The 12,012-nt window shown below is 68.2% G+C and carries 11 protein-coding genes; 5 read left to right on the forward strand and 6 right to left on the reverse strand.

The annotated features are described in order from the left end of the window. Positions 1-73: 73 nt before the first annotated feature. Both G341_RS22150 and G341_RS0114460 read left to right on the forward strand, forming a co-directional pair. Positions 74-1,285, forward strand: coding sequence for a sensor histidine kinase (locus G341_RS22150; RefSeq protein ID WP_162140719.1), 1,212 nt, complete (start codon positions 74-76; stop codon positions 1,283-1,285). Continuing rightward, positions 1,282-1,977, forward strand: coding sequence for a response regulator transcription factor (locus G341_RS0114460; RefSeq protein WP_018179869.1), 696 nt, complete (start codon positions 1,282-1,284; stop codon positions 1,975-1,977). Before G341_RS22150 ends, G341_RS0114460 begins: the two co-directional genes overlap by 4 nt. A gap of 18 nt (positions 1,978-1,995) precedes the next feature. Here G341_RS0114460 and hflX read toward each other — a convergent pair whose 3' ends face one another. From hflX to G341_RS0114480, 4 genes are all read right to left on the reverse strand, one after another. Further along, the gene (hflX, locus tag G341_RS0114465) at positions 1,996-3,468 is read right to left on the reverse strand and encodes a GTPase HflX (RefSeq protein ID WP_043451620.1); all 1,473 of its coding nucleotides are present in this window, start codon (positions 3,466-3,468) and stop codon (positions 1,996-1,998) included. 94 nt (positions 3,469-3,562) lie between these two features. Beyond that, the gene (gene dapF / locus G341_RS0114470) at positions 3,563-4,432 is read right to left on the reverse strand and encodes a diaminopimelate epimerase (RefSeq protein WP_018179871.1); all 870 of its coding nucleotides are present in this window, start codon (positions 4,430-4,432) and stop codon (positions 3,563-3,565) included. Next, positions 4,429-5,403: a tRNA (adenosine(37)-N6)-dimethylallyltransferase MiaA gene (gene miaA / locus G341_RS0114475; RefSeq protein ID WP_018179872.1), complete on the reverse strand. Its 975-nt coding sequence runs from the start codon at positions 5,401-5,403 to the stop codon at positions 4,429-4,431. The genes dapF and miaA overlap by 4 nt, the downstream gene beginning before the upstream one ends. After that, complete coding sequence (locus G341_RS0114480) at positions 5,385-6,110, reverse strand: class III extradiol ring-cleavage dioxygenase family protein (RefSeq protein WP_018179873.1); 726 nt, start codon at positions 6,108-6,110, stop codon at positions 5,385-5,387. The genes miaA and G341_RS0114480 overlap by 19 nt, the downstream gene beginning before the upstream one ends. A gap of 200 nt (positions 6,111-6,310) precedes the next feature. Between G341_RS0114480 and G341_RS0114485 the strand changes: the two genes are divergently transcribed. Continuing rightward, positions 6,311-7,690 (forward strand): DUF349 domain-containing protein, encoded by a 1,380-nt coding sequence (locus G341_RS0114485; protein ID WP_051092835.1) that lies wholly within the window; start codon positions 6,311-6,313, stop codon positions 7,688-7,690. Between the two features lie 88 nt (positions 7,691-7,778). Then, positions 7,779-8,801, forward strand: coding sequence for an LLM class flavin-dependent oxidoreductase (locus tag G341_RS0114490; protein ID WP_018179875.1), 1,023 nt, complete (start codon positions 7,779-7,781; stop codon positions 8,799-8,801). A 55-nt stretch (positions 8,802-8,856) separates the two neighbouring features. Here the strand turns inward: G341_RS0114490 and G341_RS0114495 are convergent, their stop codons facing one another. Together G341_RS0114495 and miaB are read right to left on the reverse strand one after the other, a co-directional pair. Then, positions 8,857-9,540, reverse strand: a complete 684-nt coding sequence (locus tag G341_RS0114495) for an Rv2732c family membrane protein (protein WP_018179876.1) — start codon at positions 9,538-9,540, stop codon at positions 8,857-8,859. Further along, positions 9,540-11,102 carry a tRNA (N6-isopentenyl adenosine(37)-C2)-methylthiotransferase MiaB gene (gene miaB, locus G341_RS0114500; RefSeq protein ID WP_043451683.1) on the reverse strand — a complete coding sequence of 521 codons (1,563 nt, stop codon included), beginning with the start codon at positions 11,100-11,102 and terminating at the stop codon, positions 9,540-9,542. The genes G341_RS0114495 and miaB overlap by 1 nt, the downstream gene beginning before the upstream one ends. A 181-nt stretch (positions 11,103-11,283) precedes the next feature. On the opposite strand from miaB, the gene G341_RS0114505 reads away from it, so the two are divergent. Next, the gene (locus G341_RS0114505) at positions 11,284-12,012 is read left to right on the forward strand and encodes an amino acid ABC transporter ATP-binding protein (RefSeq protein WP_026303694.1); all 729 of its coding nucleotides are present in this window, start codon (positions 11,284-11,286) and stop codon (positions 12,010-12,012) included.

The following is a 12,012-nucleotide window of genomic DNA, read 5'->3' on the forward strand; positions in this document are numbered from 1 at the left end:
GATCCGGGTGGAGATCGCGCCACAGCCCGCGATGTGCGCCGATCAACCCGTACACCCGTGGCAGGCTGGCGATATGTCCTTCGTGAACGTCGCCGCGGTCGATCGCTGGCTCGGTTTCAACGACTTCACCCCGCCCCCGCCGGCCGGTCCGCTGTTCGACACGATCGGGAAGGCGCGCAATCAATGGCCGGTGATCGTCATCATCGCCGTCATAGCAGCGACGACGGTTTCGCCACTGGGAGTGACCGGTCGTGGTCTATACGGTCTGTCGCTGCTCATCGTCAACATCGCCTTTACGTTCGTCCGCTTGATTGCACCCGACCATCTCTCTCCACGTCGCCGGTTTCTGCTCCTGTCTCTGGCGGCGGTATTCGGCGCATTGCTGATCGGTTTCGATCCGTCCAGTGCCGCGTCGGTCTTCTGCTGCTACGTCGCCGGCCACGCCGGCTATTCACTACCCACTCGCGCGGCGATAGTCGTCGCCTGCTGCTGCTCGATGTTCTCCGCAATCGCCGTTGCTCTCCATCACGGCACCGGGTACCTCTGGGCCCCGACCCTGCTCGTCGGATTTACGGTGCTGTTCGGCATGACCAGGCAAAGCCGCCAACAGATGCTCCGACTCGCTGACGAGAAGGTGCTCGAGACCCAGCGGGCCGCGACGGCAGAAGCACGCGCCAGTGCGCTGGCCGAGCGCGGTCGTATCGCCCGGGACCTGCACGATGTTCTGGCGCACTCGCTCTCCGGCGTCAACATGCAGCTCAATCTGGCTGAGGCGCTGCTGGATTCCGGTCGCGCCGACCAGGCCCGGACCGCGGTGGATCAGGCCCGGCAGATGGTGACCGACGGACTCGCCGACGCCCGCAGCGCGGTCTATGCACTGCGCGAAGAGACCCTCGAACTGATCCCGGCGATCCGCTCGCTCCTGCAGTTCGACAATGAACATCTTGATGCACCAACAGATTCCGTCGCGCTGGACGCCCGCCGCACCGCTGCGGTACTGCGGATCGTCACCGAAGCAGTCACCAACGCTCGTCGCCATGCGCCTGGCGCGGCGACGACAGTCACCGTTCAACAGACCGACACCATGCTGAAGGTCACCGTGCGCAACGCACCACCGGCGACCCCACCCGACCCGTCACCGGGCAGCGGTGTCGGTATCGTCGGCATGCGTGAACGAGCCGCCGAACTCGGCGCCCTGCTGATCGCCGGTGCCGATCCCGATGGATCGTGGACCGTATCCCTCGAGCTACCCACCGACACCGGACAGGAGCGTCAGGAATCGTGAACGGTGATGCCCGGCAAACCGATTCCCCACCGATCCGGGTCGTGCTGGCCGACGATCAGGCGACCATCCGGGACGCACTCGCCATGATGCTCGACCTGTTCGACGACATCGACGTGGTCGGCGTCGGTTCCGACGGCGCCGAACTGGTCGCGCTCACCCGCGAGCATCAACCGGATGTCGTACTCACCGACCTCCGCATGCCGGCGCTGGACGGCGCGGCGGCGACCGCCCGCATCCTCGATGAACGACCCGATCTGCCCGTCGTCGTGCTGACGACCTTCGACGACGACGAATCCGTATTCGCCGCACTCGATGCGGGCGCCCGCGGGTACCTGACCAAAGACGCGGGCCGGGCCGAGATCGCGGCCGCCATCCGCGCCGCGGCGGCCGGCCAGTCGGTCCTGGATCCGTCCGTGCAGATGCGATTGGTGCGGGCCGCCGCCGCCCGCGGAAAGGCCGCAGCCGCACCGCGTTCAGACCCCGGCGCCGGCGATCTCACGGCCCGCGAGCGCGAGGTTCTCGGGCTGATCGCCTCCGGACTGACCAATCGAGAGATCGCCGCGCGGCTGTTCATCGGCGAGTCGACGGTGAAGACGCATATCAACAACCTGTTCGCCAAGGCCGGGCTGCGCGATCGGGCGGCCGCCGTGGCGTACGCGTTTCAGAGCGGAATCGCCGCTCCGGCAGACTGATCCGCGACTCTGCCTCGCCTAGTCCGTCACACGCAGCGGCGTCAGCTGGGCGGCCAGGTCGGCCGGAACCCGCACTCGCATCAGCGTCCCGTCCGCGTTGTGCTCGGTATTGAGCACATCACCCTGCGCATGGATCCGCGACACCACATCGCCGCGGGAGAACGGAATCTGCACGGTGAGTTCGACATCGGCCCGGCCGACCGCCTCGCGGATCCGGTCGAGCAGCTCGTCGATGCCCTCGCCGGTGTGCGCCGACACGAATACCGCGCCGTCGAACAGTCCGCGCAGCTGTGCCAACACGGTCGGGTCAGCGGCATCGATCTTGTTGATCACCAACAACTCCGGCGGCGCATCCGCCGCGGCGATACCCGCCTCCGCGAACACCCCTTCGACGACGGTGCGCACGGCCGAGATCTGGCGCGTCGGAATGGGATCCGAGCCGTCGACGACATGCACGATCAGATCGGCCTCGGCGACCTCTTCGAGGGTCGATCGAAACGCCTCGACGAGCTGCGTCGGCAGATGCCGGACGAAGCCGACGGTATCGGTGAGCACGATCTCGCGGCCGCCGCCGGAACCGTCTGCGGCGGGCGGCAATTCGGTCCGGCGACTGGTCGGATCGAGCGTGGCGAAGAGGGCGTTCTGCACCAGCACCCCGGAGCCGGTGAGGGCATTGATCAGACTCGACTTGCCGGCGTTCGTGTAACCGGCGATGGCCACCGTCGGCACCGCGCCGGATTGACGCTGCTGCCGCTTGACGGTCCGCGCGGTCTTCATCTCCCGAATCTCGCGTCGCAGCTTGGCCATTCGCTCGCGGATGCGCCGACGGTCGGTCTCGATCTTGGTCTCGCCGGGACCACGGGTACCCACGCCGCCGCCGGCACCACCGGCCCGACCGCCGGCCTGCCGGGACATCGATTCACCCCAGCCGCGCAGCCGCGGGATCATATACTCCATCTGCGCCAACGACACCTGGGCCTTGCCCTCGCGGGACGTCGCATGCTGCGCGAAGATGTCGAGGATCAGCGCCGTGCGGTCGATCACCTTGACCTTGACGACTTTCTCCAGCGCGTTCAGCTGCGCGGGCGTCAGTTCGCCGTCGCAGATGACGGTGTCGGCGCCGGTGGCCACCACCAGATCGCGCAGCTCATTGGCCTTGCCCGACCCGATATACGTCGCCGGGTCCGGCTTGTCACGACGCTGGATCACCGCATCGAGCACCGCCGATCCGGCGGTCTCGGCGAGCGCGGCGAGTTCGGCCATGTTCGCCTCGGCCTCGGCAGACGTGCCCTCGGTCCAAACGCCGACCAGCACCACCTGTTCCAGTCGCAGCTGTCGGTACTCGACCTCGGTGACATCGGTCAGCTCGGTCGAGAGCCCGCCGACACGGCGCAGCGAACTCCGCTCATCGAGTTGGAGTTCGCCGGTCGTCGGCTGCCGCCCGGAAGAAGGAAGGGCGGTTGCGGAGAGTTCTTGTTCAGTCACTGGCATCGCGATTCATGATGCCGCGCTGCCCGGTTCGCCCGCATCCCAATTTCGGCGCCGGGTGCACCGCGAACGAGTCCGGCGGTCACTTTCGACGGCGTCACAGCGCTTGCGCCGTGAGCGTGCCGCGGGCCACGAGACGCGACGGACCGCGGAGCACACTGCCGTCCTCGGCGATCCGCACCTGGACCACGCCGCCGGGAATATGGACGGCGACCTCGCCGGTCGACTCGCCGCGGGCCAGCAACGTCGCTGCGGCTGCGGCAACGGTTCCGGTTCCGCAGCTGCGGGTCTCCCCCGAGCCCCGCTCCAGCACCCGCATCGCGACGGAGGACTCATCCCGCACCGAGATCACCTCGACGTTGCCGCCATGCGGGAACACCGTCGAATCCAGTTCGGCCGCAGGAACATCCAGATCGATCTCGGCCAGCCCGGCGGAGTCGAGACCATCCTCGACGCAGGCCAGATGCGGATTGCCGACATCCACGAAGATTCCCGCGAAGGTACGTCCGGCGATCGTCGCCTTGCTGTGCGCACCGAGACGCACAGGCCCCATCTGGACGCTGACGTCCGCGGCATCCGCGTCGGCCGAATGCACGGTCACCGGCCGCGCCCCGGCCCGCGATCCGACGACGAACTCCGGCCCGTCGACCAATCCGGCCGTCGTCAGATAGTGCGCGAACACCCGCACCCCGTTGCCGCACATTTCGGCGATGCTGCCGTCGGCATTGCGGTAGTCCATGAACCAGTCGGCCGATCCGACGCCCTCCGGGAGCGCGGGCAGCACGCCGGCGTTCACCAGCGCCCCGGCGGTGGCGACCCGCAGCACGCCGTCGGCACCGAGCCCCCGCTGGCGGTCGCACAGCGCGGACACGAAATCGGTGTCCAGCGACAGCGCGACATCGGGGTCCGGCAGGACGACGAAGTCGTTCTGCGTCCCGTGTCCCTTGAGAAATTCGATACCGGTCATCGCGGCCAGTCTACCGGCCGACGACCTGCGCCTTGTTCGTCGGCGACCAGCACCGCTGCCCGATCGAGGAGGTCGGCGGACCCCGCGTCCAGCCAATGAACCCGGGGATCGCGACGGAACCACGATCGCTGCCGTCGGACGTATCTTCGGGTGCCGATGAATGTCAGCTCCTGCGCCTTGTCGAGGTCGTAGTCGCCGTCGAGGGCGGCGAGCACCTGCGCGTAGCCGATCGCTCGAGCGGCCGTCACGCCGCCGCGCAGGCCATCCTCGATGAGCGCGGCCACCTCGTCGACCAGCCCGGTCTCGAACATCAGTGCCGTGCGCCGGGCGATCCGCTCATCCAGCTCGGCGGTGTCGCGGTCGAGGGCGATGATCGTCGTCCCCCACCGCGGTTCGCCGATCTGCGGTTGCGAGGCCGCGAACGGCCTGCCGGTCAGCCGGACGACCTCCAGCGCCCGCACGATGCGCCGGCCGTCGGTCGGCAGGATCGTCTCCGCGGCGGTCGCGTCGACTTCGGCGAGCCGCTGGTGCATCCGCAGCGGGCCGTCTGCCGCCAACTGCTCCTCGAACTCGGCACGCACCACCGGATCGGTCGCGGGAAACTGCCAATCGTCCAGCAGGGACTGGATGTACATCATCGATCCGCCGACCACGACCGGCACCCGGCCGCGGCGCAGAATGTCCTCGACGTCGGCGCGCGCCGCCTCCTGGTACCGCGCAACCGTCGCGGTCTCGGTGACGTCCAGGACATCGATCTGATGGTGCGCGATGCCGCGACGCTCCGACATCGCGAGCTTCGCCGTCCCGATGTCCATGCCGCGGTACTGCTGCATCGCATCGATATTCACGATCTCGCCGCCGAGGCGTTCGGCGAGATCGAGGGCCAGATCGGACTTGCCGGTGGCGGTCGGCCCGATCACCGCGATCGGCGACGGCCCCGACATCGAGGTGCTCACGTCGACCGGCGCCATCGGCTGACGACATAGCCGACCCCGAAAGGCGCTGCGGCATAGCAGTTCTCGGCATCCCACGCACCGTCGAGCGCGGCCAGCGCGACCTGATACACGGCGCGGCCGTCGATACCGACCGCCGCTGCGTCGGTCGCCGGCCAGGTGACCACCCGGGACCGGGCGTCGAGGTCGCCGCCGACCGCGGCGACCAGATCGTCCTGCCAGCGCTGCGCGTCGGCGTGGAAGCCGCCTGGGGCTTTGGCGGTCAGCGTCGTCGCCCCGTCGGCCACGACCAGCAAGCCGGTCGACCCGGATGCGGTCTCGCATTCCGCCCGCAACCGGCGGCCACGATCGGCGCAGTCCTGCGGCGTACTGGCCGGATCGATCAGCGCGGTCCGCGCGGTCGCGTCGGGCGCGGCCCGCCCGCGGAGCCATCCACCCACCAGGAGCGCGAGCGGCCATCGCGGATCGGCCGACCCGTCGGCGGTCGGCGACAGCCGGACCGGAACATCGGCCCCGAAGCCGGCGAACGTGCCGACACCGTCGGCGACACTCGGATCGGCCGACCCGGCCCCGAGAATCAGCCAGTCCGATACATCTGCGGCAAGTCCGGACGCCGCCTCGATCGCCGCGCCGCGGACAGCGTCCACGTCGGGGTCGACGCTCGAACCGGTCAGCTCCGGGATCAGCAGAGGCGCTCCGGGCACGAACACGGCAGCGGTCAACACATCCGCAACGCTAGCCGAGCACGGCGATTCGACCGGCCTCCGGCCCGCCCGCAGCGAAATCACCGATCTGGACGCCGCCCGGGGCCGTATCCGGCCCCGGAAACCGGAAACTACTGATTCAATTGGCAGACACCCTGCATACCGCGGGCGTGCACTTATAGACGGATGGCAGCCGTGACGCGCGGCGGGATGAGGACGTTATGACCGACAACACCACGGGGGATTCCACTACCGGAGCTTCGGACCACGGCGACGGGAAACCGACACCGAAGCCCATCCCTCGCCCCGGGCCCAAGCCCGGTCCGGGCCCGAAACCCGCCGTCCTCTCCTCCACGGTCATCCCGGTCGTGCATCCGCACCCGCCGACCGACCCGAGCAAGTTCGGCCGGATCGACGAGAACGGCACAGTCTGGCTCAAGACCCGGGATGGCGAGCGGGAGATCGGCCAGTGGCAGGCCGGATCGCCCGACGAGGGCCTGCATCATTTCGCGCGGCGCTACGACGACCTGTCCACCGAGGTCGAGATCCTGGAGACCCGGCTCACCGCCGGGACGGGCGATCCACGCAAGATGGCCGTGGCGGCCCAGGCGCTGGCCGACCAGCTGCCCACCGCCGCCGTCATCGGCGATGTCGACGAGCTGTCCGACCGACTCGCCAAGCTGATCGAGGGCTGCGGCAAGTCGGCGACCGAGGCCAAGGAGCACCGCGCGAAGGACCGCGCCGCCGCGATCGCCCGCAAAGAGGAGCTGGCCACCGAGGCCGAGCAGATCGGTGCCGAGTCGACGCACTGGAAGTCGGCCGGCGACCGGCTGCGCGCGATCCTCGACGAGTGGAAGACGATCAAGGGGATCGACCGCAAGACCGACGATGTGTTGTGGAAGCGGTATTCGGCGGCCCGGGACGCGTTCAACCGCCGCCGGGGCGCGCATTTCGCCGAGCTGGACCGCGAACGGGCCGGCGCGAAGTCCAAGAAAGAAGAGATCATCGCTGAGGCCGAAGCATTGCAGGACTCCACCGAGTGGGGCGACACCAGCGCCAAGTTCCGCGAGCTGCTGTCGCAGTGGAAGGCCGCCGGCCGCGCCCCCCGCGATCAGGACGACGCGCTCTGGGCCCGCTTCAAGGCCGCCCAGGACGTGTTCTTCGGCGCGCGCAATGCCGCCACCTCCGAACGCGATGCCGAGTTCGCCCACAATGCCGAGGCGAAGAAAGCGCTGCTCGCCGACGCCGAAAAGCTGGATCCGGCAACCGATCTCGAAGCCGCTCGACGCGCATTCCGGACGCTGCGCGACAAATGGGACGAGATCGGCAAGGTCCCGCGCGATCAGATGAATGCGCTGGAATCACGGATCAAGCAGGTGGAGAAGAAGATCCGCGACGCCGAGGGCGCCCAGTGGCGCCGCACCGACCCGGAGGCACAGGCCCGGGCCGAGCAATTCGCCAGCCGCGTCGCACAGTTGGAGGATCAGGCCGCCAAGGCCGAGGCTGCCGGCAAGGATCGCGACGCCAAGAAGCTGCGCGAGCAGGCCGCCCAGTGGCGCGAATGGGCGCAAACCGCCGAATCCGCCGTCGCAGATCGGTAGCCGACGACGATCGATCGGCCGGCACGGTCTCCCGAACCAACACAAAGAAGAGCCGGAATTAATCGGACTTGGGTCCGGTTACTGAGACATGAGCAAAAAGATCGGGTTCCTGTCGTTCGGCCACTGGTCGGACGGACACGGCTCGCAGGCCCGCACCGCGACCGACGTGCTGCACCAATCCATTGACCTCGCGGTGGCCGCCGAGGAATTGGGGGCGGACGGCGCCTATTTCCGCGTCCACCACTTCGCGCGGCAACTCGGATCGCCGTTTCCTCTGCTGGCGGCAGTCGGCGCCAAGACCTCCAGCATCGAGATCGGAACCGGCGTCATCGATATGCGCTACGTCAATCCCTTCACGTTCGTGGAGGACGCCGGGGCGGCCGACCTCATCTCCGACAGTCGACTGCAGCTCGGGATCTCGCGGGGATCGCCGGAGCAGGTGATCGACGGCTGGCGCTACTTCGGCTTCGCGCCCTCTGACGACGAAACCGACGCCGACATGGCGCGCCGGCACACCGAGCTGACGCTAGAACTGCTCAACGGCGACGGGTTCGCGCAACCCAATCCGAGGCCGATGTTCCCGAATCCTCCAGGACTGCTGCGGCTGGAGCCGCATTCGGAAGGTCTCCGCGAGCGGATCTGGTGGGGTGCGGGCAGCCGCGCGACCGCCGAATGGACAGCGCGCGAAGGCATGAACCTGATGTCGTCGACGCTGCTGACCGAGGACACCGGGGTGCCGTTCCACCAGCTGCAGGCCGAACAGATCCAACGGTTCCGGGATGCCTGGAAGGAAGCCGGCCACGAGTGGAAGCCGCGTGTATCGGTGAGCCGCAGCATCTTCGCGCTCACCAACGACACCGACCGCGCCTACTTCGGCCGCGACCGCCACAGCTCGGACCAAGTGGGCCACATCGACGGCGGGATCGCTCGGTTCGGCAAGTCCTACGCCGACGAGCCGGACAGACTCATTGAGCAGCTCCGGGGGGACGAAGCCATCGAGGCGGCGGACACCCTGCTGCTGACGGTGCCCAACCAACTCGGCGTCGAATACAACGCGCACATCATCGAGTCGATCCTGACGGAGGTGGCGCCGGCGCTGGGTTGGCGGTGAGCGCGGGCACGGATCGATACGACCGAAAACTCATAGCGGTGCTGACGCAGCTGGGTTAAGCGTCGTCTTTGCCGGCGGCCGGCTTGGCGCGCGGGGCATCGGCCGCCTGGCCGGCCCGGCGCTGTAGAGCCAGCGCACGTTTCTCCGCCTCCGCGGCCTCGTCGCGGCGCTGCGCCTCCAGCGACAGGTGATAGTTCGTGCGCGCCCACACCACCCGCGCCCAGTGGAAGGTGATGACGAACATCGCGATCCACCCGATCACCAGGCCGGCGCCGACGCCGTGCTTCGGGTCGCCGTCGAGGCCCGGGGTGTTGCGCGACCACCACGCCAGCATTCCGGCGACGCAGGCAACGGCGCTGCCGCACAGCGCGACCCACGCGAGCACCCACCGCCGCGTGACCAGCGCCAGGGCCGAGAACCCGATGCCGAACACCAGCGTCAGCCAGACGAACACGCGTGAGGTGATCACGATGTTCTCGGCGTGTGCGGTGGAATCGCTCGTCAGCACATCGATCGCGGTGGCATGCCCGGTATGCGGCAGCACCAGCGACCCGATGGCCACCAGCACGGCGATCGCGACGACCAGCGCGCGGGCGCCGGGGTCGATCTCGCCGGCGACCTTCCGCTCGGCTCGCTCCAAGTCGTCCTTGAATCCGTCGAATGCCTCGGCCTCGGAAGGCTTCTCGGCTCCGGACGACCCGTCGGTGCCGCGGTCTTCTGCGTTCGATTCTTCGGTCATCATGCACATCCTCCAGTCGCGCAGCCGGCGTCCGCCGGCGCCGGGGCGGGCGCGCCGATCCCCGGAATGCCCAGTCCCACACCGATCGGCGGGGTGGACGGTGTCTGTCCGCGTTCGGTCATATCCCCCGCGCGTGTGCGCCGGTGAGACAGCAGGCCGCCATCGGCGAGCAGATGATGCGGTGCGGCAGCGGTGATCTCGGCCGTCACCACGTCGCCCGCGCGCACCTGGGACGCGTCGGCGGCGAAATGCACCAGCCGGCCATCGCGGGCACGGCCGGCCAATCGACCGGACTCGGCACTCTTGCGGCCGTCGCTGCCGGTCACCAGCAGCTCGACCGTATTGCCGACGAGCTCCCGGTTCTGCTCCAGGCAGACGCGTTCCTGCAGCGCGATCAGCCGCTGGTAACGCTCGGTGACCACATCCTTGGGCACCTGATCGGCCATGTCGGCCGCCGGGGTGCCCGGGCGCGGCGAGTACTGGAAGGTGAACGCCGACGAGAACCGTGCCTTCTCAACGACCTCCAGGGTTTGCTGGAAGTCCTCTTCGGTCTCGCCCGGGAAGCCCACGATGATGTCGGTGGTGATCGCGGCGTGCGGCATCGCGGCGCGCACCTTGCCGATGATGCCGAGGAACTTCGCGCTCCGGTACGAGCGGCGCATCGCCTTCAGGATCCGGTCCGAGCCGGACTGCAGCGGCATATGCAGTTGCGGACAGACATTCGGCGTCGCCGCCATCGCCTCGATCACGTCGTCGGTGAATTCGGCCGGATGCGGCGAGGTGAAGCGGACCCGCTCGAGCCCGTCGATCTCGCCACAGGCGCGCAGCAGCTTGGCGAACGCGCCGCGGTCGCGATCCGGGGAGCTTGCGACCCGGCCATCAACAGGAGCGTCGGCCGCGAAGTTGACACCGTATGAGTTGACGTTCTGTCCGAGCAGCGTCACCTCGAGGACTCCCTCGTCGACCAGCGCCTGCACCTCGGCGAGGATGTCGCCCGGCCGGCGGTCGACCTCCTTGCCGCGCAACGACGGAACGATGCAGAACGTGCAGGTGTTGTTGCAGCCCACCGAGATCGACACCCACCCGGCGAAGGCCGACTCGCGCTTCGCCGGCAGCGTCGACGGAAATGCCTCAAGCGACTCGATGATCTCGACCTCAGCCGCCTGGTTGTGCCGCGCCCGCTCCAGCAGGGTCGGCAGGGAGCCGATGTTATGCGTGCCGAAGACGACGTCGACCCACGGCGCCTTGTTCAGCACGGTGTCGCGGTCCTTCTGCGCCAGACAGCCGCCGACTGCGATCTGCATGCCCGGGCGGTCCTGCTTCACCGGCGCGAGATGCGACAGGTTTCCGTACAGCTTGTTGTCGGCGTTCTCCCGGACCGCGCACGTGTTGAACACGACCAGGTCGGCATCGGTCCCGTCCGCCGCGCGCACATACCCGGCATCCTCGAGTAGTCCGCCGATCCGCTCCGAATCATGGACGTTCATCTGGCACCCGTAGGTGCGGACCTGGTAGCTGCGCGGGGTCCCGGACGAGGCGCTCGTCGTACTCGTTAGATCCAGGGTCTGCAGTCCACCACTCACCCGTCCAGGGTACGTGCAGCCCAGGTGGCATTAACAATTGATGACGCTCGGCGGCAATTGTCGGACTCGCGGGCCCACTCGGCATAGGGTCTGCGACATGACCGTCTCGCCGCCCGACCCGGCACCCCGATCCGATTCGGCCCACCCCGATACGACGCCGATGATCTCCCTCGAATCCGTCGACAAGAGCTTCGGCGATCTGCATGTCCTCAAGCACATCGACCTGCAGGTGTCTCGCGGGCAGGTCGTCGTCGTGCTGGGTCCATCGGGTTCGGGAAAGTCAACGCTCTGCCGCACGATCAACCGGCTCGAGGCGATCGATTCGGGCACGATCCGCATCGATGGTGACCTGCTCCCCGAGGAAGGGCGACCGCTGGCAGCACTGCGCGCCGAAGTGGGAATGGTCTTCCAGTCGTTCAACCTCTTCGCCCACAAGACGATTCTCGACAACGTGACCCTGGCGCCGATCAAGGTGCGCGGACAGAGCAAGGCCAAGGCGCAGGCGCGGGCCATCGAGTTGCTCGAACGGGTCGGCATCGCGGACCAGAAGGACAAGTTCCCGTCGCAGCTGTCCGGCGGCCAGCAGCAGCGCGTGGCGATCGCCCGCGCCCTGGCCATGGACCCGAAGGTGATGCTGTTCGACGAGCCGACCTCGGCGCTGGACCCGGAGATGGTCAACGAGGTCCTGGACGTGATGGTGTCGCTGGCCAAAGAGGGCATGACGATGCTGGTGGTGACCCACGAGATGGGTTTCGCCCGCAAGGCGGCCGACCGCGTCATCTTCATGGCCGACGGCGCCATCGTCGAGGACTCAGATCCCGAAAGCTTCTTCACGGCGCCGAAGTCGGACCGGGCGAAGGACTTCCTCGGCAAGATCCTCGGTCATTGA

Origin of the sequence: Jongsikchunia kroppenstedtii DSM 45133 (assembly GCF_000380485.1) — a bacterium.
GTDB classification, from domain to species: Bacteria; Actinomycetota; Actinomycetes; order Mycobacteriales; family Mycobacteriaceae; genus Jongsikchunia; species Jongsikchunia kroppenstedtii.